The sequence below is a fragment of the Nocardioides jensenii JCM 1364 = NBRC 14755 genome, from assembly GCF_001552535.1.
Classification (GTDB): domain Bacteria; phylum Actinomycetota; class Actinomycetes; order Propionibacteriales; family Nocardioidaceae; genus Nocardioides; species Nocardioides jensenii.
In genome coordinates this window covers 1-19,774 of the sequence record NZ_BCRJ01000032.1, presented here as the reverse complement: position 1 = coordinate 19,774, position 19,774 = coordinate 1, and the positions used below count along the sequence as shown (strand labels likewise).

Genomic DNA, 19,774 nt, shown 5'->3' with positions numbered 1-19,774 from the left:
GGCGCGTGAGGCGGCCGTCGAGGCCGAGCGCCTGTCCGCAGACGTCGCCGTCGTCGTCGCCCGGCTCGCAGCCCATGACCGCATCGCCTCGCTGCGCACCGAGTTGGCGACGGCCCGAGATCAGCGTCGCTCGCACACCGACGTCTGCCAGGCCCTCAAGGAGCACTGGCTGGAGCTCTGCGAGGCACGCATCCGCGGCATGGCCGCCGAGATCGCCACCGACCTCGCCGTGGGAGCCTCCTGCCCGGTCTGCGGGTCGGCCGACCACCCGCACAAGGCGGAGCCCGCCCCGGGGGCGCCCACCGCGACGGCGGAGAAGGAGGCCCGCAGGCGCCTCGACGACGCCGAGGGAGAGCGCACCGCCCACGACCTCAAGGTGCACGAGCTGACCGCCACCCTCGGGCTGCTCGAGCGTGAGGTGGGCACGACCAGTCGTGAACAGGACCTGGCCGCCCATGACGCCACCGAGCGGGCGCACGTCGCCGCTGCGAACCGGGCCCGCGCCCGCGGCGAGCTCGAGGCAGCCCTGGTCCTCGCGGAGCGCAGCCTGCAGGCTGCGCGGGCGGACCTGGAGTCGTGCCGGGTGGAGCTCGCCGCCACCCGCACGCAGCTCGATGCCGACCAGGCCGAGCACCAGCGCATCGCCACCGTGATTGACGGGTTGCTCGACGGTTCCGGACACTCCGAGCTCGCGTCCCTGATCTCCGATCGACACCACCTTGCCGAGGCCTGCGAGGCGGCACTGCGTCTCGAGCATGCCAGCAGGGTGGCCACCCAGCGAGCCGCCGACGCCGAGGCCGACCTGAGCGCGTGGCTGGCCGAGCACGACTTCGCCGCCCCCGACGACGCACTGACCGCGGTGCTGACCGACGGTGAGGCGCAGCGACTCGAGTCGGAGATCGCGCGACACGAGTCCCGGCTCTCGGCCAGCCGTGCGGTGCTCGAGGACCCAGCGGTCGCCGACGCGCTGCTCCAGCCCGCCCGCGACACTGCCGCGGCCGACGCGCTGCACGTCGCCCGGCTCGACGACCTGGGGGCAGCACGCAGCGCAGCACAGGTCAGCGAGGTTCGTGCCAGGCGGCTCGTCGACCTCGGTGCCCAGCTCGAGACCACACTCGAGGCGTGGCGCCCGTTGCACACCGCCTACGCCGTGGCGGCCGAGCTGGCGGCCTTCGTCGAGGGCAAGTCCGCCGACAACGAGCTGCGCATGCGCCTGTCGGCCTACGTGCTGGCCTGGCGACTCACCCAGGTGGTCGCCGCGGCCAACGAGCGTCTGTTGCGCATGAGCGACCAGCGCTACTCACTCGAGCACACCGGTCGCCGGGGTGCCGGTGAGAGCCGCGGCGGCCTGAGCCTGCTGGTGCTCGACGAATGGTCGGGCGAGCACCGTGATCCCGCCACGTTGAGTGGGGGTGAGACGTTCGTGGTCTCGTTGGCCCTGGCCCTCGGCCTGGCCGACGTCGTGACCCAGGAGGCGGGCGGTGCCGAGCTCGACACGCTCTTCGTCGACGAGGGCTTCGGCTCACTCGACTCCGAGACTCTTGACGATGTCATGGACACCCTCGACACGTTGCGAGACGGCGGTCGGGTGGTGGGTGTGGTCAGCCACGTGGCCGAGATGCGCAGCCGCATCCCCACCCAGTTGAGCGTCGCCAAGGATCGCACCGGCTCGTCGGTCGCCATCACGCGTGCCGCAGGCTGAGGGTGTCAGACCCGTCCGCTACGTTGGCTGCATGTCAGCGTCAGGCATCGATCCCACGTTCACCCGACTCCCCTTCCGCAAACTCGCGGATGCCGCGCTGCGCCGGGTCAGGGACTTCGGGGTCACCCACGCCGACTTCCGGTTCGAGCGGGTCCGCTACCAGGATCTCGAGGTTCGTGACGGCGTCCTGCAGGATGCCAGCGAACACGTCGACCTCGGATTCGCGGTGCGCGTGGTCCACGAGGGTGCCTGGGGTTTCGCCTCCGGCATCCGGCTGACCACCGACGACGCCATCCGGGTCGCCGAGGAGGCCGTGCAGGTCGCCCTGGTCGCCGCAGGCATGACCCGCCGCGCGATCGTGCTCGCACCCGAGCCGACGTACGCCGACGTCACCTGGGTCTCCGCCTACGACATCAATCCGTTCGACGTGCCCACCGCCGAGAAGTCGGCTCTGTTGGTGGAGTGGACCAACCGGCTGCGCGGGCACCGGGCCGTGGAGCACGCCAGCGCGTCACTCCAGCAGGTCCAGGAGAACAAGTTCTACGCGGACCTGGCCGGGACCACGACCACGCAACAGCGCATTCGGATGCAGCCGCACTTCGAGGCCATGGGCTCCCACCCGACCAGTGGGGTCTTCGACTCGATGGCCAGCATCGCACCGCCGGTCGGTCGTGGGTGGGAGTTCGCCGTCGGCGACCTCTACGACTGGGACGCCGAGCTCGCCGACGTGCCCGACCTCTTGGAAGAGAAGCTCGCGGCGCCGAGCGTCGAGGCCGGCACCTACGACCTGGTGATCCACCCCTCCAATCTGTGGCTGACGATCCACGAGTCCGTCGGGCACGCCACCGAACTCGACCGGGCGATGGGCTACGAGGCGAGCTACGCCGGCACCTCCTTCGCCACCCCCGACAAGCTCGGCTCCCTGCAATATGGCTCGCCCGCGATGAACGTGACCGGTGATCGCACCGTCGAGCACGGCCTGGCCACCGTCGGCTTTGACGACGAGGGGGTGGCCACCCAGGAGTGGGAGCTCGTGCGCGACGGAGTGCTGGTCGGCTACCAGCTCGACCGGCCGATCGCCGGCCGCAGCCCGAAGCTGGCCGGCCCCGACGGGAGGTCCAACGGCTGCGCCTACGCCGACTCCCCCGGACACATCCCGATCCAGCGGATGGCGAACGTGTCGCTGCAGCCTGCCCAGAGCGGGCCGAGCACCGAGGAGTTGATCGCCCGCGTCGAGCGCGGGCTCTACGTCGTGGGCGACAAGTCCTGGTCCATCGACATGCAGCGTTTCAACTTCCAGTTCACCGGGCAGCGCTTCTTCCGCATCGAGGACGGCCGACTCGCCGGCCAGGTCCGTGACGCGGCCTACCAGGCCACCACGACCGACTTCTGGAACTCACTCGAGGCCGTCGGCGGTCCTGAGACCTGGCAGCTGCACGGCGCGTTCAACTGCGGCAAGGCGCAGCCCGGGCAGGTGGCCTCGGTCAGTCACGGAGCCCCGACGTCACTGTTCCGCGGAGTGCGCATCCTCAACACGACCGACGAGGCAGGACAGTCATGACCACCCCCCAAGAACTTGTCGAGCACGCCCTGGCCACCAGCCGGAGCAGCCACTGTGTGGCGTTCGTGAACGTCTCGACCGCGGCCAACCTGCGCTGGGCCAACAACACGTTGACGACCAACGGCGTCATGCACGGCGGCACGTTCACGGTGATCGCGTTCCAGGATCGCGCCGACGGCGTCGCGACCGCATCCGTGACCGGCACGGCCACCACCCGCGAGCAGGTCGGGGCGCTCGTGGAGTCCGCCGACCTGGCAGCGGAGACGGCCTCGCCCGCCGAGGACGCACACCCCCTGAGCGAGGGCACAGTCGCCCGCGACTGGACCGAGCCGCCGGCCGAGACCTCCATCGGGGTCTTCTCCGATTTCGCGCCTCAGCTGGGTGAGGTCTTCGGCAGAGCCGAGGCCGAGCAACGCGTGCACTACGGCTTCGTGTCCCACGAGATGGTCACGACCTACCTCGGGTCGACGACCGGCGTACGCCTCCGCCACGCGCAGCCCACTGGGCACTACGGCGCCACGGGCAAGAGCGCCGACCTGTCCACCAGTGCCTGGGTGGGTGGCGCGACCCGCGACTTCCGTGACGTGTCGGCGCTCGACCTCGACGCCGCGTTGACCGAGCGTCTGGGGTGGGCGCGGCGTCGCATCGAGCTGCCTGCGGGCCGTTACGACACCATCCTGCCGCCTACCGCGATGGCCGACCTGGCCGTGGAGGCCTACTGGGAGGCCGGCGCCCGCGTCGCGCACGAGGGCCAGTCGGTCTACTCGCGACGCGGAGGCGGCACCCGCATCGGTGAGCGGATCGCCGATCCACGTGTGCGACTGCGCAGCGACCCGACGTGCCCCGGCTTGGAGTGCTCGCCCCACGTCGTCGCGTCGTCCTCGGGCAACAACTCCAGCGTCTTCGACAACGCACGTGAGCTGCAGCCGACCGACTGGATCCGGGGTGGTGAGCTGACCGCCCTCACCCAGACCACTCATTCGGCCTCGATGACCGAACAGCCCGTGACGCCGGGCATCGACAACCTCGTGCTCGAGGTGGAGGGTGGCACGGGCGACGTGAGCGACATGGTGGCCGGCACCGAACGCGGTCTCCTGCTCACCTGCTTGTGGTACATCCGTGAGGTCGATCCGCAGAACCTGTTGCTGACCGGCCTGACCCGCGACGGGGTCTACCTCGTGGAGAACGGCGAGGTCACGGGTGCGGTGAACAACTTCCGGTTCAACGAGAGCCCGATCGATCTGCTCAACCGGTTCAGCCACGCCTCGGCGACCGTGCCGACACTGAGCCGCGAGTGGGGCGAGGACTACTTCTCTCGCACCGCGATGCCCGCCTTGCGCGTGCCCGACTTCAACATGTCGAGCGTGTCGCAGGCCCAGTGACGGCCCGACGAGGCGTCACGGAGTCAGGCCCGACGAGACCCGACGACCACGACTCGGCTCTGACACCGTTGTCTCAGCGGAATGCGCTCAGAAAATGATGTCACCGGACTTGCGGCGCGAGCGCAGCAGCTTGACCGCCTCGTCGAGGATGTCGGCCGCTTCCTGGTCGGAGCGCCGCTCCTTCACGTAGGCCAGGTGGGTCTTGTAGGGCTCGATCTTGGGAGCCGGCGGCGGGTTCTCGGAGTCCTGGCTGGCCGGCAGCCCGCACTTGGGGCAGTCCCAGGAGTCGGGGACTGTCGCCTCGACCGAGAACGCCACGACCGAACGGTGGTCGTGGGAGCAGAAGTAGGTGATGTTCTGACGGGGGGCGGCATCACCGCGCTCCGCCTCGCCCATGGGACCGGCCCCGACCCGGCTACCCCTGATTGCGCTTCCTCCACCAGCCACGGTTCAGCCCTCTCAGACGCCGCTGTAAGCCATCAGGAGGGCCAACGCGATGATGCACGCGGCCCAGATCACACCGAGTCCGACCGTGAGCCGGTCGAGGTTGCGCTCGGCGACCGACGAGCCACCCAGGCTGCTCGAGACGCCGCCGCCGAACATGTCGGACAGTCCGCCGCCACGGCCCTTGTGCAGCAGGACCATGGCGATCAGCAGCAGGCTGGTGATCACGAGGAGTGTGGTGAAGATCAAAGTCACAGCGGCAACACTAACTCACGATTTCGGGGATCACAGCACCGGCATGTCGTAGAACCGGCAGATGCCGCCGAACTCGTCAGCCTGCAGGCTGGCGCCTCCGACCAGGGCACCGTCGACGTCGGGCTTCTCCATGATGCCGGCGATGTTCGCCGCCTTCACCGAGCCGCCGTACAGGATGCGGCACGCGGCGCCGGCGGCCTCGCCGTGCACCTCGACCAGTCGCTTGCGGATCGCCGCACAGACCTCTTGCGCGTCGTCGGGCGTGGCCACCTCTCCGGTGCCGATCGCCCAGACCGGTTCGTAGGCGATGACCAGGGCGGCAACCTGCTCAGCGGTGAGACCGGCGAGGGATCCGTCGACCTGGGCCAGGGTGTGCTCGACCTGAGCGCCGGACTGCCGCACCTCGAGCCCCTCACCGACGCACACGATCGGGGTCATGTCCGCAGCGATCGCCTTGACCGCCTTGGCGTTGACCACAGCGTCGGTCTCGCCGTGCAGCTCGCGACGCTCCGAGTGACCCACCACGACGTAGGAGACGCCGAGCTTGGCCAACATGGCGGCCGAGATCTCACCGGTGAACGCGCCGGAGTCGTGCATGGAGACGTCCTGGGCGCCGTACTTCACGGACAGGCGGTCGCCGTCGACGAGTGTCTGGACCGAGCGGAGATCGGTGAACGGCGGAACGACCACGACCTCGACCTTGGTGTAGTCGTGGCGCTTGTCGGACAGGGTCCACGCCAGCTTCTGCACCAGGACGACTGCCTCCTGGTGGTTGAGGTTCATCTTCCAGTTGCCCGCCATCAGCGGGATGCGCTTGGCCACGGTGCTCCTTCAGTTCTCGAGGACGGTGATGCCGGGAAGTTCCTTGCCCTCGAGGTACTCGAGGCTGGCTCCGCCACCGGTCGAGATGTGGCCGAAGGCCGACTCCTCGAAGCCGAGCTGGCGTACGGCGGCAGCGGAGTCGCCACCGCCCACGACAGAGAGTCCGTCGACCGTGGTCAGCGCCTCCGCGACCGCACGCGTGCCGGCAGCGAACTCGTCGACCTCGAAGACCCCCATCGGCCCGTTCCAGAACACGGTGCGGGCGTCGGCGAGCGCGGCCGCGAAGGCGGCACCCGACTCGGGGCCGATGTCGAGGCCGAGAGCGTCGGAGGGGATTGCGTCGGCCGCGACCACCTGCGGCTGCGGGGTCCGGTCATCGCTCGGGAAGGCGGTGTCGACAACGATGTCGGTGGGCAGCAGGATCTCGACGCCGGAGGCCTTGGCTCGCTCGGTGTAGTCACGGCAGACATCGAGCTGGTCGTCCTCGAGGAGGCTCTTGCCCACCTCGAGGCCCTGTGCCTTGAGGAAGGTGAACACCATGCCGCCGCCGATCAGCAGCTTGTCGGCCTTGTCCAGCAGGTTGTCGATGACCCCGAGCTTGTCGGAGACCTTGGACCCGCCGAGCACCACCACATAGGGACGGTCGGGGCTGTCGGTCAGGCGGCGCAGGACGTCGATCTCGGCGGCAACCAGGTTGCCCATCGCGTGGGGCAGCCGCATCGCCACGTCGTAGACCGAGGCCTGCTTGCGGTGCACGACCCCGAAGCCGTCGCTGACGAAACCGTCGGCGAGGGCCGCCAGCTGGTCGGCGAAGTCCCCGCGCTCGGCGTCGTCCTTGCTGGTCTCGCCGGCGTTGAAGCGCACGTTCTCCAGGACCGCGATCTCGCCGTCGGCGAGGCCGTCCACGGTCTCGCGCGCCGACTCCCCCACCGTGTCGGTGGCGAAGGCGACCCGGGCCCCGAGAAGCTCTTCGAGGCGCGCGGCCACCGGTGCCAGGGAGTACGCCGGGTCGGGCGCACCCTTCGGACGGCCCAGGTGAGCCGTGACGACCACGCGTGCGCCGGCCTCGGCCAGTGCCTTGATCGTCGGCACGCTCGCACGGATGCGGCCGTCGTCGGTGATCGTGGTGCCGTCGAGGGGGACGTTGAGGTCGGACCGGACCAGAATGCGCTTGCCGGCGAGGCTCCCGCCGAGTTCGGACGTGAGCGTGTCGATGCCTGCCATGCCTGTCTTCCTGTGCTGAACGGGTGGGGGTCAGAGCGAGGCGCCGACGTGGACGATCAGGTCGACCAGTCGGTTGGAGTAGCCCCATTCGTTGTCGTACCAGCCGACGACCTTGACCTGGTCACCGATCACCTTGGTCAAGGGCGAGTCGAAGGTGCACGACGACGGATCCGTGACGATATCCGACGAGACGATCTCGTCGGTCGAGTACGTCACGAAACGAGAGAACGCACCCTCGCTGGCCGCCTTGAACAGCGCGTTGATCTCCTCGACGCTGGTCTCCTTCGACGCGGTGAAGGTCAGGTCGGTCACCGATCCCGTCGGCACCGGCACCCGCAGGGCATAGCCGTCGAGCTTGCCCTTCAACTCGGGCAGCACCAGGCCGAGAGCCTTGGCCGCACCCGTGGAGGTCGGCACGATGTTCAGGGCCGCGGCACGGGCCCGACGCAGATCCTTGTGGATGTTGTCCTGGAGGTTCTGGTCGGCGGTGTAGGCATGGATGGTCGTCATCAGCCCACGCTCGATGCCGATTCCGTCGTTGAGGATCTTGGCCATCGGCGCGAGACAGTTCGTCGTGCATGATGCGTTGGAGATGACGGTGTGGGCACTGGCGTCGTACGCCTCGTGGTTGACGCCCATCACCACCGTGATGTCCTCATTCTTCGCGGGCGCCGAGATGATCACCTTCTTGGCACCGCCGGCATCGACATGGGCCCTGGCCTGGGTGGCGTCGGTGAAGAATCCCGTCGACTCCACCACGACGTCAACCCCGGAGTCACCCCACTTGATGTTGGCGGGCTCGCGTTCGGCGAACGCCACGAAGCTCGAGTCCCCGACCGTGATCGACTCGTCGGTCGAGGTCACCTCGGCATCGAGGCGACCGAGAATCGTGTCGAACTTCAGCAGGTGCGCGAGCGAGGCATTGTCGGTGAGGTCGTTGACCGCCACGACTTCGATGTCGGCGCCGGACGCCCTGACCGCTCGATAGAAGTTGCGACCGATTCGACCGAAGCCGTTGATCCCTACCCGAACTGTCATGCTGAGCCACTTCCTCACGGAAAATCTCGACAACGTCTGGTGCCGGGAACTCTATCCGTTGGCTGTGACCCAGGACACGCGCGGGTGGCGGGTCAGGACTCTTCGGCCAGCATGTCGGGCGTCAGCGAGGCCTCGGTGTCAGGGATGCCGAGTTCCTCGGCCCGCTTGTCGGCCATTGCCAGAAGCCGGCGGATTCGGCCGGCGATGGCGTCCTTGGTGAGCACCGGGTCGTGCAACTGCCCGAGCTCCTCGAGGGAGGCCTGCTTGTGCTCGAGCCGAAGGTGCCCGGCGAGCTGCAGGTGATCGGGCACCTCGTCGCCGAGGATCTCGAGGGCGCGTTCGACGCGGGCGCCGGCGGCCACGGCTGCCCTGGCCGATCGGCGAAGGTTCGCGTCGTCGAAGTTGGCCAGCCGGTTCGCGGTGGCGCGGACCTCGCGGCGCATGCGCCGTTCCTCCCACGCCATCAGGGTCTCGTGGGCACCGAGGCGGGTCAGCAGGGCGCCGATGGCGTCGCCGTCACGAATGACAACCCGGTCGACTCCGCGCACCTCGCGGGCCTTGGCCTGGATGCCGAGTCGACGCGCCACTCCGACGAGCGCCAGTGCGGCCTCGGGGCCGGGGCAGGTCACCTCGAGCGACGAGGAGCGTCCGGGCTCGGTCAGGGAGCCGTGGGCCAGGAAGGCGCCACGCCAGGCAGCCACGGCGTCGCAACCGCCGCCGCTGACCACCTGGGGCGGAAGGCCGCGCACCGGTCGGCCACGCTGGTCGAGCAGGCCGGTCTGGCGAGCCAGTGCCTCGCCGTCCTTGACCACGCGGAGCACGTAGCGGCTCCCCTTGCGGATGCCGTTGCCCTGGACCAGCGCGACCTCGGCCGTGTGGCCGTAGATCTCGGCGATGTCGGTGCGCAGCCGCCGGGCCGCCGCACCGGTGTCGAGCTCGGCCTCGACCACGATCTTGCCGCTGACGATGTGCAGTCCGCCGGCGAAGCGCAGCGTCGTGGAGACCTCCGCCTTGCGACAGCACGTCTTGGTGGTCTGGGTGCTGGCGAGCTCCGACTTCACCTGTGCCGTCATTGCCATGGGGCCGATCCTTACACACCGCCCATGATCCGCGAACAAGCGGCCGCCAGCTTTTTCGGGTCGTGACGCGGTGTGCCGTCGCCCATGGACACGTCGGCGACGACGAGCTCGGCCCCGGCACTGGCCACGACCTGTTCCAGCAGGTCGACGTCGGCGACCGTCGAGGGGTCGACGAGGACGGTGTGCAGTCGCAGGTCGGGCGCATGCGCGAGGAGTGCCCCGAGCAGGTCCTCGGGCAGGTAGCCGACGGTCTCGCCGGCCTGTTCCTCGAGGTTGAGCACCACGATCACCTTGCCGTCGCTCTCGACGAGCGCGCGGCGCAGGTCGGGCACCATCAGGTGGGGGATCACCGAGGTGTACCAGCTGCCGGGCCCGAGGACGATCCAGTCGGCGTGGTTGACCGCCTCGACCGCCTCGGGGCAGGCCTCGGGATCCGGGGGATCGAGCCGGATGCCGGTGAGGGTGCCGCAGGTGGTGGCGACCTCGACCTGTCCTCGCACCAGTTCGCGGGCGTCGGGCCGGTCGGGGTCGAGGCCGCGGACCTCGGCAGTGATGTCCATCGGGGTGACCGCCATCGGCAGCACCCGTCCGCGGGCGTCGAGGAGCCGGGCCACCCACTCGAGCCCGTTGACGTGCCCACCGAGGAGTTCCCAGAGCCCCACGATCAGCAGGTTGCCGACGACGTGGCCCTTCATCTCGCCGTCGCTGTCGAAGCGGTGCTGCAGCACACGAGCCCAGGTCTGGCCCCACTCGTCGTCGCCGCACAGGGCTGCCAGGGCCATCCGCAGGTCCCCCGGCGGCAGGACGCCGAATTCGCTGCGCAACCTGCCGGACGAGCCGCCGTTGTCGGCCACAGTCACGACCGCGGTGAGGTCCTCGACCACGCGACGCAGGGCCGAGAGCGACGCGTGCAGGCCGTGACCGCCACCGAGGGCGACGACCGAGACGGGCAGGCGCGGGGTGTCGGGGGTGGTTGGGCCCCCGGTCATTCGTTGCCCAGGTCGCGGTGTTGCGGACGGGCGTCGTACCCCTGCTCGACCAGGCGAGCCGCGATCTCCTCGGTCATCGCGACGCTGCGGTGCTTGCCCCCGGTGCAGCCGATGGCGACAGTCATGAAGCGCTTGCCCTCGCGCAGGTAGCCCGCGGCGACGGTGGCGATGACCGGCAGGTAGGCGTCGAGGAACTCCTGGGCATCGGGCCGGGACTTGACGTAGTCGGCGACCGGTTCGTCGCGGCCGTTCATCGGGCGCAGGTCGGGGATCCAGTAGGGGTTGGGCAGGAAGCGCATGTCGGCCATGAAGTCGGCGTCGACGGGGATGCCGTACTTGAATCCGAAGCTGACCACGGTGATCTTGAGGGTCATCGCGTGCGGCGCGCCGAAGGCCTCGGCCACCTTGTCGGTGAGCTGGTGGACGTTCAGATCGGTGGTGTCGATCAGGACGTCGGCGTTGCCGCGCAGCACGGCGAGCACCTCGCGTTCGCGGTGCAGACCGTCGATCAGACGACCGCCCTCCTGAAGGGGGTGTGGGCGCCGGGCCGCGTCCTGGCGACGGACCAGCACGTTGTCGTCGGCCTCGAGGAAGAGCAGGGTGGTACGCCGACCCAGGGCCCGTTGGGCGAGGTTGGCGCGCAGCGTCTCGAAGAACGACCCGGAGCGTACGTCGATCACCACGGCGATCGGCTGCCCGTGACCAGCGTTCTCGTTGACCAGATGGACCACGTCCGGCAGGAGCGCCGGGGGGAGGTTGTCGACCACGAAGTAGCCGAGGTCCTCGAGCTCCTTGGCCGCGGTGCTGCGGCCGGCGCCGGTCATGCCCGTGACCACGACGAGCTCTCCGGTGGGTTCAGCTGGTTCCTGATCGGACACGGGTGTCAGCTCTCCTCAACGTCAGTGGTGATCTCGCCGGTCGCGGTGTTCACGGAGACAGTCTGTCCGGTTCGGGCGCCGACCGCATCCAGGATGGCCGAAGCGGTGCCGGGTCCGATTCCCGGGACCTGGGTGAGCTCCTCGAGCGTGGCCGCACGCAGCTTGCGCAGGGAGCCGAAATGCTTGATCAGGGTCTTGCGGCGCACCTCGCCCAGGCCGGGGACGTCGTCGAGCGCGCTCTCGACCATGGTCTTCGATCTGCGGCCTCGGTGGTGCGTGATCGCGAACCGGTGCGCCTCGTCGCGCACTCGCTGCAGCAGGTAGAGCCCCTCACTCGTTCGCGGAAGGATGACCGGGTCCTCCTGGGCCGGCACCCAGACCTCCTCGAGTCGCTTGGCCAGGCCGCACACGGGGATGTCGGTGATGCCCAGCTCGGACATGGCCGCCATCGCAGCGGCGACCTGGGGCGGTCCACCGTCGACCACGACGAGGCCCGGGGCGTAGGCGAACTTGCGCGGGCGACCTGTCTCCGGGTCGACCAGCATCGGTCCCTGGCCGACCTCGCCGCCCGGCGCCTCCACGGAGCTTGCCTGCTCGTCGAGGAGACGACGGAACCGGCGGGTGATCACCTCGTGCATGGACGCGACGTCGTTCTGCCCTTCCACCGACTTGATCACGAACCGGCGGTACTCCCCCTTACGGGCCAGTCCGTCCTCAAAGACCACCATGCTGGCCACCACCTCGGTGCCCTGCAGGTTGGAGATGTCGTAGCACTCGATGCGCAGGGGGACGTCGTCGAGCTCGAGCGCCTCCTGGATCTCCTCGAGTGCGCGGTTGCGGGTGGTCAGGTCGCTGGCCCGTTTGGTCTTGTGCAGCCCCAGGGCCTGCAGGGCGTTGCGCGCCACCGTCTCCTGGAGCGTCTTCTTGTCGCCGCGTTGAGGCACCCTGATCGCCACCCGGCTCCCCCGCAGCTCGGTGAGCAGTTGCTCCAGGGTGTCGAGGTCAGGCGGCAGGGCCGGCACCAGCACCTCTCGCGGGATCGCGTCGCCGGTCTCGTCTCCGTAGAGCTGGAGCAGGAACGTCTCGACGAGATCACCCGTGTCACCCTCGTCGACGCGGTCGGCCACCCATCCCCGCTGGCCGCGGATCCGACCGCCGCGGACGTGGAAGATCTGCACGGCCACCTCGAGTGGGTCCTCCGCCAGGGCGATCACGTCGGCGTCCGTGCCGTCGCCGAGCACCACCGCCTGTTTCTCGAGCGCCTTGTTCAGGGCTCCGAGGTCGTCCCGTAGCCGGGCAGCCTTCTCGAAGTCGAGTGCCTCCGAGGCGGCGTACATCTGCTTCTCGATGCGCTTCACGAAGGCGCTGGTCTGGCCGGCCATGAAGTCGCAGAAGTCCTCGACGATGGCGCGGTGCTCCTCGGCAGTGACGTTGCCGACGCACGGTGCCGCGCACTTGTCGATGTAGCCCAGCAGGCAGGGCCGCCCGATCTGGGCCGACCGCTTGAAGACTCCGTTGCTGCACGAACGCATCGGAAAGACGCGCAACAGCAGGTCGACCGTCTCGCGGATGGCCCAGGCGTGCCCGTAGGGCCCGAAGTAGCGGGTGCCCTTCTTCTTGGCGCCACGCCCGACCATCACCCGTGGGAACTCCTCGCCCAGGGTCACCGCGAGCCACGGGTAGGACTTGTCGTCGCGGTACTTCACGTTGAAGCGCGGGTCGTACTCCTTGATCCAGGAGTATTCGAGCTGGAGGGCCTCGACCTCGGTGTTGACCACGGTCCACTCGACGCTGGCCGCGGTGGTCACCATGGTCGCCGTACGCGGGTGCAGGTTGGCGATGTCCTGGAAGTACGACGAGAGGCGGGACCGCAGGTTCTTGGCCTTGCCGACGTAGACGACCCGGCCCTTCGGGTCACGGAACCGGTAGACCCCCGGCTGGGTCGGGATCGACCCGGATCGGGGACGGTACGACGACGGATCAGCCACGTGACAACCCTACGTGTCATCGCAGACAACCCCGGTCACGTGGTTGCCATCAGACGGTTGTGGTCAGGCGGTGAGAATCGAGGTGCCGTCGACGGTGATCTTCACCGCAGGCAGGGCGGCGGTGGCCGGCCCATGGGTGACCGAGCCGTCCGCGAGCTCGAACTGGCTGCCGTGGCAGCTGCACGTGATCGTCGTGGAGACCGAGGTCACGGTGCACCCGGCGTGCGTGCAGGTTGCCTCGAACGCCTTGAACTCCCCCTTCGTCGGCTGCGTCAGCACGACGTTCTGGTTCTTCAGGATCACTCCCCCACCCACCGGCACCTCACTGGTGCCGGCGAGCTGGGTGCCGGCGTCGGGGACCTCGGCAGGCGGGTCCTCGTCGGCGCCGCAGGCCACGAGCAGCGGGCCGCAGGCACCGAAGGCGACGGCACCACCGAGGACGTGGCGGCGGCTGAGGCAGGCATGGACGGTCAAGGAAGTTCCTTCACGGCAGGTGGGCGGGTGAGGCAGACGGACGGGCTCAGGATGCGGTGATCTGTCCGCCGGCGACGGTCACGGTCTCCTCCGGCAGCGGGCTGGTGGCCGGGCCGTTCTCGACCGAGCCGTCGGTGATGGAGAACTGGCTCCCGTGACAGGCGCAGTGGATGCTGGTGTCGATGTCGGAGACCTTGCACCCCTGATGGGTGCAGGTGGCCGAGAAGGCCTTGAACTCACCCTTGACCGGCTGCGTGACCACGAGCTCGTCGAGGATCACACCGCTGCCGACCGGCACATCAGCGGTGGCCACGAGCGACTCGGGTGCCGTCGCGCTCGACTGGCCCGAGGCAGACGACGGAGGGTCGGAGAGCTGGGTCACCGTCGTGTCGTCGTCGGTTGCCTGGGTGTCGTCCCCGTCGTCGCTGCCGCAGGCAGCGAGAACGGGTAGGGACAGCCCAGCGGCAAGACCGCCGAGCGCATGGCGACGGGACATGCGTGCGGGTGACTGCATGGCGGGCACTCCTCGAGAAGGCTCAGTGGTCAAGGTCAATGAAACCGCAACTACCTGAAGAATGCCTGTGAGCCGCAGCTCATGTCTTCTTGGTGGCGCGCTTGCGCGGAGCTGTCTTCTTGGCGGCTGTCTTCCTCGTGACCGCGTTCGATGCCGCGACCCTGCCGGCACCCGGCTTGCGGGCAGGCTTGGCCTTCTCCCCCGGCGTCACGCCGAGGAGCGGCGCCAGGAACGACCCGGTGTAGCTGGCCGGGTTGGCGGCCACGTCCTCGGGTGTGCCGGTGGCCACCACCATGCCGCCCCGCGAACCACCCTCAGGCCCCATGTCGACCAGCCAGTCGGCGGTCTTGATGACGTCGAGGTTGTGCTCGATCACCAGGACCGTGTTGCCCTGGTCGACCAGTCGTCCGAGCACCAGGAGCAGTTTGCGGATGTCCTCGAAGTGCAGTCCTGTGGTCGGCTCGTCGAGCACGTAGACCGTGCGACCGGTGGAACGCTTCTGCAGCTCACTGGAGAGCTTGACGCGTTGGGCCTCACCACCCGACAGCGTGGTTGCGGGCTGACCGAGCCGCACGTAGCCGAGCCCCACCTCACACAGGGTTTTCATGTGCCGGGCGATCGCGGGCACCGCGGCGAAGAAGTCGGCTGCCTCCTCGATCGGCATGTCGAGCACTTCGGCGATGGTCTTGCCCTTGTAGTGCACCTCGAGCGTCTCGCGGTTGTAACGCGCGCCGTGGCAGACCTCGCACGGCACGTAGACGTCGGGCAGGAAGTTCATCTCGATCTTGATCGTGCCGTCACCGGAGCAGGCCTCGCAGCGGCCGCCCTTGACGTTGAACGAGAACCGACCCTGGAGGTAGCCCCGCATCTTGGCCTCGGGGGTGCTCGCGAAGAGTTTGCGGATGTGGTCGAAGACCCCGGTGTACGTCGCCGGGTTGGACCGCGGCGTGCGGCCGATCGGCGACTGGTCGACGTGGATGACCTTGTCGACGTTCTCGGTGCCGCTGATCTTGCGGTGCCGACCGGGGACCGTGCGGGCGTTGTAGATCTGCTTGGCCAGCGACGTGTAGAGGATGTCGTTGACCAGCGTCGACTTGCCCGAGCCCGACACTCCGGTGACCGCGCAGAACACGCCGAGCGGGAAGTCGACGGTGACGTCCTGGAGGTTGTGCTCGTGAGCGCCGTGCACGGTCAACGCGCGGCCCTTCGTGCGCGGTCGTCGTACAGGCGGGACGGGGATCTCGCGGCGGCCCGACAGATAGGCGCCGGTGGACGAGTCAGCGTGGTTGAGCAGGTCATCGACGGTGCCAGAGACGACGACCTGTCCTCCGTGCTCGCCGGCGCCGGGGCCGATGTCGACCACCCAGTCGGCCGCGCGGATGGTGTCTTCGTCGTGCTCGACCACGATCAGCGTGTTGCCGAGGTTCTTCAACCGCAACAGCGTCTCGATGAGGCGATGGTTGTCGCGTTGGTGCAGGCCGATCGAGGGCTCGTCGAGCACGTAGAGCACGCCGACGAGGCCGGCGCCGATCTGGGTGGCGAGCCGGATGCGCTGGGCCTCGCCGCCGGAGAGCGAACCGGACGGGCGGTCAAGGGTGAGGTAGTCGAGGCCGACGTCGAGCAGGAAGTTGAGCCGCTCCTGGATCTCCTTGAGCACCCGCTCGCCGATCTGTCGCTCACGAACGGAGAGGTCGAGGCTGCGGAGGTGGTCGGCAGCCTCGTTGATCGGCAGCGCGCAGACCTCGGCGATGTTGAGGCCACCCCTGCCCGAACCGCTGGCGTCGCGGGGGCCGAGCGTCACCGCCATCGACACCGGCTTGAGCCGGCTGCCCAGGCACGCCGGGCAGGGGACCTCACGCATGAAGCCCTCGAACCGGTCTCGACTGGTGTCGGTCTCGGCTTCCTTGTGGCGGCGCTCGATGTAGGGGCGCACGCCTTCGTACGCCGCGTAGTAGGAGCGTTCGCGGCCGTAGCGGTTCTTGCTGCGCACGTGCACCTTGGTCGGGTGCCCGTCGAGGATGATCGTCTGCAGTTGCGGGGAGAGCTTCTGCCAGGGCGTGTTGAGGTCGAAGCCGAGCTCATCGCCGAGGGCACCCAGGAGACGCAGGAAGTAGTCGGCGACATGGGCGCCGCTCCATGGCTGGATGACGCCCTCCCCCAGGGTGGCACCGGGGTCGGCGATGACCAGCTCAGGATCGACCTCCATGCGGGTGCCGAGGCCGGAGCACGTGGGGCAGGCACCGAACGGCGAGTTGAACGAGAACGAGCGGGGTTCGAGGTCGTCGGTGTCGAGGGAGTGCTCGTTGGGGCAGGCCATCTTCTCGGAGAACCGCATCTCGCGGTGCGGGTCCTTCGCGTCCCGGTCGACGAAGTCGATCAGCACCAGTCCCCCGGCCAGACCCAGAGCGGTCTCCACCGAGTCGGTCAGGCGACGCTTGGCCGACTCCTTGACGGCGAGGCGGTCGATCACCACCTCGATCGTGTGCTTCTTCTGCTTGCTCAGGGTCGGTCCCTCGAGGAGTGCGTCGAGGGTGTTGGTCTCGCCGTCGACCCGGGCCCGGCTGTATCCCTGGGACTGGAGCGAGCGGAACAGCTCGACGTACTCACCCTTGCGTCCACGGATCACCGGGGCCAGCACCTGGAAGCGAGTGCCCTCGTCGAAGCCCATGAGACGGTCGACGATCTGTTGCGGGGTCTGCCGCTCGATCGGCGAACCGCACACGGGGCAGTGCGGGCGACCGGCGCGGGCGTAGAGCAGGCGCAGGTAGTCGTAGACCTCGGTGATCGTGCCGACCGTCGATCGCGGGTTCTTCGACGTGGACTTCTGGTCGATCGACACCGCGGGGCTGAGGCCCTCGATGAAGTCGACGTCCGGCTTGTCCATCTGGCCCAGGAACTGGCGGGCGTACGCCGAGAGCGACTCGACGTACCGACGTTGCCCCTCGGCGAAGATGGTGTCGAAGGCCAGACTCGACTTGCCCGAACCGGACAGTCCGGTGAACACGATGAGCGCATCGCGCGGGAGGTCGAGCGAGACGTCCTTCAGGTTGTGCTCGCGTGCGCCACGGATGATGAGTTGGTCAGCCACGCGAACACCCTACCCGGTGTTCGAACAAGTGTTCGTGGTCACACGGCTGTGTCATCGAGAACTTCGAGGATGTGGAGCACTGCAGGCCCCAGACTGCCCGGGCTAGGCTCGGTCACATCGCAACCGGACAACAGGGCAGAAGACAAGGCAGACATGGACCGTGACCGGCTCCTCCACGTGTATGACGCCACTGACGCCTTGCTGCGCACCGTCGACGGGCTCACCGCCGAACAGCTGGCGGGGCCGAGTCTGCTGCCGGAATGGACGCGGGCTCATGTGGTGGCGCACCTGGCTCTCAACGCACTGGGGTTCGAACGCGCCATCGAGGGTGCCGTCCACGCCCGTCCGACGCCGGTCTACGACTCGAGCGAGCAGCGTGACGCCGACATCGGCGCCGCGGCTGCCATGACCGCTGACCAGTTGCGCGAGTTCACCTTCGACGCCTGCGGTCGTTGGCGGGAGGCCACCGAGGACCTGACCGACCTGACCCCGACCTTCGAGCGCGTCCCGGGTGGACCCGTCCTCTCCGTCGCCGATGCCATCGGGGCCAGGTGGCGTGAGGTGGAGATCCACCACGGCGATCTCGACGCCGGCCATGGCCCGGCGGACTGGACTCCCGAGTTCACGGCGTACGTGTTCGACGGGATCGTGCGATTCCGGACCGAACAGGTTGACCTCACCCTCGAGACACCGGAAGGCCCCGTTCCCCTCGGTGCCGGTGGCCCCGTGATCACCGGCACCCGGCACGACCTGGCCTGGTGGATGCTCGGGAGAGGTGGCGGCGTGGGTCTCACGGGAGATCTGCCTACGCTGGGCCCATGGCGATGACTTACACCGGTGACGTGACGCCCGGCGACCCCGCGGTCGTCCGCGAGCTCTCCCATCTCACGATTGCGAAGTTGGCCGTCGACGAGAAGATGGCCAACAACTGCTATCTGCTCACGTGTCGCGAGAGCGGTGAGCAACTGCTCATCGACGCCGCGGATGACAGCGCCGCGATTCTCCAGTTGTGTGACGGCCGGCTGGGCTCGGTGGTCACCACGCACCAGCACTGGGACCACCACCGGGCCCTGGCGGATGTCGTCGCCGCGACCGGTGCCCCGGTGTCGGCGGGGGCACCGGATGCGGATGCGATCACGGACCAGACCGGTGTCGAGGTGACCTACCGTCTGCAGCACGGGGACGTCGTCCCCCTGGGCCGGTGCAGCCTCGAGGTCATCGCGGTCGCAGGCCACACGCCGGGCTCCATCGCCCTGCTGTACGACGACCCTGATGGTCACCCGCACCTGTTCACCGGTGACTCGCTCTTTCCCGGCGGCGTCGGTGCCACGTTCGGTGACGCCCAGGCGTTCGCAACCCTCATCGAACAGGTCACGACACAGATCTTCGACCGACTCCCCGATGAGACGTGGTTCTATCCCGGACATGGAAAGGACGGTCAGCTCGGCAACGAGCGACCGCACCTCGCCGAATGGCGTGATCGCGGCTGGTAGGGGTGGGACCCCCGATGATCCCACCCCCACCGCCTCGCTCAGCGTGTCTGCCGTGAGCGCCTGAGCAGAATCAGACCCCCCATCAGCATCAACAGGCCGAGCATCGGGGCCCAGGCGGAGCCGCCGCCCGTGTTGGGAAGCACCTGGTCCCTGACATCCGTCCGGGCACTGACATCGGACGCTGTCGTGTCGACTCCGGTCGACGTCGCGTCCGGACCGGGCACCGCGTCGTCGGGCGTCGTGGGGTCCCCAGGGCCAGTCGTGGAGTCGCCGCCACCATCATCGGTTGGGTCGTCGGACTGATCGCCGTCGCCGTCGCCGTCACCCGGGTCGGGCTTGGCGCCGTCTCCCGACTGAGGAGCGGATGCACCCGTAGACAGGCTGACACCAGCCGACGTCCCAGCGACGCTTGTGCTGATCGCGACCGAGTCGCCCTGGCCCTGGGTGGAATCGTCGCCAAGGACCTTGTCCAAGGTCTCAGAGCCGGTCTCGATGGCCACTGTGCCGAGTCCAGGGATCGGTAGCTCAAGCTCTTGGGACGACGGACCCGTGGGCTGATCACCCACGTCGCCGTCACCTTCACCGTCACCGCTGGGGTCGTCGGACCCGTCGCCCGGGCCTTCATCGCCCGGCAGGGCCTGGATTCGCAATCCATCCGTTGAGCCAGCCTTGAGGGTTGCAACGTGGGGAACAGTCACCTGGGTGTCCAGAACGGGCGCGGACTGGCTGTCGGTGCTGTCACCGGGGTTCGTGCTGTCACCGGGGTTCGTGCTGTCACCGGGGTTCGTGCTGTCACCGGGGTCGGTGCCGTCACCGGGGTCGGTGCCGTCACCGGGATCGGTG

General features: G+C 68.7%; 18 protein-coding genes. 5 read left to right on the top strand and 13 right to left on the bottom strand.

Translation table 11 applies throughout. The features are described from left to right. From NJ4_RS08840 to NJ4_RS08830, 3 genes are all read left to right on the top strand, one after another. The coding region (locus tag NJ4_RS08840; protein WP_281178272.1) for an SbcC/MukB-like Walker B domain-containing protein at positions 1 to 1,702 on the top strand (1,702 nt) is incomplete at its 5' end. Positions 1,703 to 1,733: 31 nt separating this feature from the next. Beyond that, positions 1,734 to 3,263, top strand: coding sequence for a TldD/PmbA family protein (locus NJ4_RS08835; protein WP_067433221.1), 1,530 nt, complete (start codon positions 1,734 to 1,736; stop codon positions 3,261 to 3,263). Then, positions 3,260 to 4,645, top strand: a complete 1,386-nt coding sequence (locus tag NJ4_RS08830) for a metallopeptidase TldD-related protein (protein WP_067433218.1) — start codon at positions 3,260 to 3,262, stop codon at positions 4,643 to 4,645. Before NJ4_RS08835 ends, NJ4_RS08830 begins: the two co-directional genes overlap by 4 nt. Positions 4,646 to 4,732: 87 nt before the next feature. On the opposite strand, the gene NJ4_RS08825 is transcribed toward NJ4_RS08830, so the two are convergent. From NJ4_RS08825 to uvrA, 12 genes are all read right to left on the bottom strand, one after another. Beyond that, on the bottom strand, positions 4,733 to 5,092 hold the full coding sequence (locus tag NJ4_RS08825; RefSeq protein WP_082748311.1) for an RNA polymerase-binding protein RbpA: 360 nt from the start codon (positions 5,090 to 5,092) through the stop codon (positions 4,733 to 4,735). A gap of 12 nt (positions 5,093 to 5,104) precedes the next feature. Continuing rightward, the gene (gene secG / locus NJ4_RS08820) at positions 5,105 to 5,344 is read right to left on the bottom strand and encodes a preprotein translocase subunit SecG (protein WP_067433209.1); all 240 of its coding nucleotides are present in this window, start codon (positions 5,342 to 5,344) and stop codon (positions 5,105 to 5,107) included. Between the two features lie 30 nt (positions 5,345 to 5,374). Then, the gene (gene tpiA / locus NJ4_RS08815) at positions 5,375 to 6,145 is read right to left on the bottom strand and encodes a triose-phosphate isomerase (protein ID WP_067433230.1); all 771 of its coding nucleotides are present in this window, start codon (positions 6,143 to 6,145) and stop codon (positions 5,375 to 5,377) included. A gap of 30 nt (positions 6,146 to 6,175) precedes the next feature. Next, positions 6,176 to 7,390 (bottom strand): phosphoglycerate kinase, encoded by a 1,215-nt coding sequence (locus tag NJ4_RS08810; protein ID WP_067433206.1) that lies wholly within the window; start codon positions 7,388 to 7,390, stop codon positions 6,176 to 6,178. Between the two features lie 30 nt (positions 7,391 to 7,420). Continuing rightward, positions 7,421 to 8,428: a type I glyceraldehyde-3-phosphate dehydrogenase gene (gene gap, locus NJ4_RS08805; protein WP_067433203.1), complete on the bottom strand. Its 1,008-nt coding sequence runs from the start codon at positions 8,426 to 8,428 to the stop codon at positions 7,421 to 7,423. Positions 8,429 to 8,520: 92 nt separating this feature from the next. After that, the gene (whiA, locus tag NJ4_RS08800) at positions 8,521 to 9,507 is read right to left on the bottom strand and encodes a DNA-binding protein WhiA (RefSeq protein WP_067433200.1); all 987 of its coding nucleotides are present in this window, start codon (positions 9,505 to 9,507) and stop codon (positions 8,521 to 8,523) included. Between the two features lie 11 nt (positions 9,508 to 9,518). Further along, on the bottom strand, positions 9,519 to 10,496 hold the full coding sequence (locus NJ4_RS08795; protein WP_067433198.1) for a gluconeogenesis factor YvcK family protein: 978 nt from the start codon (positions 10,494 to 10,496) through the stop codon (positions 9,519 to 9,521). Then, positions 10,493 to 11,374 (bottom strand): RNase adapter RapZ, encoded by an 882-nt coding sequence (rapZ, locus tag NJ4_RS08790; protein ID WP_281178271.1) that lies wholly within the window; start codon positions 11,372 to 11,374, stop codon positions 10,493 to 10,495. The genes NJ4_RS08795 and rapZ overlap by 4 nt, the downstream gene beginning before the upstream one ends. Positions 11,375 to 11,379: 5 nt before the next feature. Then, positions 11,380 to 13,362, bottom strand: a complete 1,983-nt coding sequence (gene uvrC, locus NJ4_RS08785; protein ID WP_067433192.1) for an excinuclease ABC subunit UvrC — start codon at positions 13,360 to 13,362, stop codon at positions 11,380 to 11,382. A 63-nt stretch (positions 13,363 to 13,425) separates the two neighbouring features. Continuing rightward, a complete protein-coding gene (locus NJ4_RS08780; RefSeq protein WP_082748309.1) occupies positions 13,426 to 13,836 on the bottom strand; it encodes a Rieske (2Fe-2S) protein in 411 nt (136 codons plus the stop codon). Positions 13,837 to 13,882: 46 nt separating this feature from the next. Continuing rightward, entirely contained in the window at positions 13,883 to 14,350 is a 468-nt protein-coding gene (locus NJ4_RS08775; RefSeq protein WP_067433188.1) for a Rieske (2Fe-2S) protein, read from the bottom strand. Positions 14,351 to 14,429: 79 nt separating this feature from the next. Further along, the gene (gene uvrA / locus NJ4_RS08770) at positions 14,430 to 17,438 is read right to left on the bottom strand and encodes an excinuclease ABC subunit UvrA (protein WP_067433183.1); all 3,009 of its coding nucleotides are present in this window, start codon (positions 17,436 to 17,438) and stop codon (positions 14,430 to 14,432) included. Positions 17,439 to 17,591: 153 nt separating this feature from the next. Between uvrA and NJ4_RS08765 the strand changes: the two genes are divergently transcribed. Together NJ4_RS08765 and NJ4_RS08760 are read left to right on the top strand one after the other, a co-directional pair. Further along, complete coding sequence (locus tag NJ4_RS08765) at positions 17,592 to 18,266, top strand: maleylpyruvate isomerase family mycothiol-dependent enzyme (RefSeq protein ID WP_067433180.1); 675 nt, start codon at positions 17,592 to 17,594, stop codon at positions 18,264 to 18,266. Next, positions 18,257 to 18,931: an MBL fold metallo-hydrolase gene (locus NJ4_RS08760; protein WP_322787613.1), complete on the top strand. Its 675-nt coding sequence runs from the start codon at positions 18,257 to 18,259 to the stop codon at positions 18,929 to 18,931. Before NJ4_RS08765 ends, NJ4_RS08760 begins: the two co-directional genes overlap by 10 nt. A 38-nt stretch (positions 18,932 to 18,969) precedes the next feature. Here NJ4_RS08760 and NJ4_RS27155 read toward each other — a convergent pair whose 3' ends face one another. After that, entirely contained in the window at positions 18,970 to 19,074 is a 105-nt protein-coding gene (locus tag NJ4_RS27155; RefSeq protein WP_407668052.1) for an LPXTG cell wall anchor domain-containing protein, read from the bottom strand. Positions 19,075 to 19,774 lie beyond the last annotated feature (700 nt).

Coding starts and splice junctions, on each gene's coding strand:
- NJ4_RS08835 (WP_067433221.1), top strand. CDS start 1,734: ATGTCAGCGTCAGGCATCGATCCCACGTTCACCCGACTCCCCTTCCGC.
- NJ4_RS08830 (WP_067433218.1), top strand. CDS start 3,260: ATGACCACCCCCCAAGAACTTGTCGAGCACGCCCTGGCCACCAGCCGG.
- tpiA (WP_067433230.1), bottom strand. CDS start 6,145: ATGGCGGGCAACTGGAAGATGAACCTCAACCACCAGGAGGCAGTCGTC.
- NJ4_RS08810 (WP_067433206.1), bottom strand. CDS start 7,390: ATGGCAGGCATCGACACGCTCACGTCCGAACTCGGCGGGAGCCTCGCC.
- gap (WP_067433203.1), bottom strand. CDS start 8,428: ATGACAGTTCGGGTAGGGATCAACGGCTTCGGTCGAATCGGTCGCAAC.
- whiA (WP_067433200.1), bottom strand. CDS start 9,507: ATGGCAATGACGGCACAGGTGAAGTCGGAGCTCGCCAGCACCCAGACC.
- NJ4_RS08795 (WP_067433198.1), bottom strand. CDS start 10,496: ATGACCGGGGGCCCAACCACCCCCGACACCCCGCGCCTGCCCGTCTCG.
- NJ4_RS08775 (WP_067433188.1), bottom strand. CDS start 14,350: ATGCAGTCACCCGCACGCATGTCCCGTCGCCATGCGCTCGGCGGTCTT.
- NJ4_RS08765 (WP_067433180.1), top strand. CDS start 17,592: ATGGACCGTGACCGGCTCCTCCACGTGTATGACGCCACTGACGCCTTG.
- NJ4_RS08760 (WP_322787613.1), top strand. CDS start 18,257: ATGGCGATGACTTACACCGGTGACGTGACGCCCGGCGACCCCGCGGTC.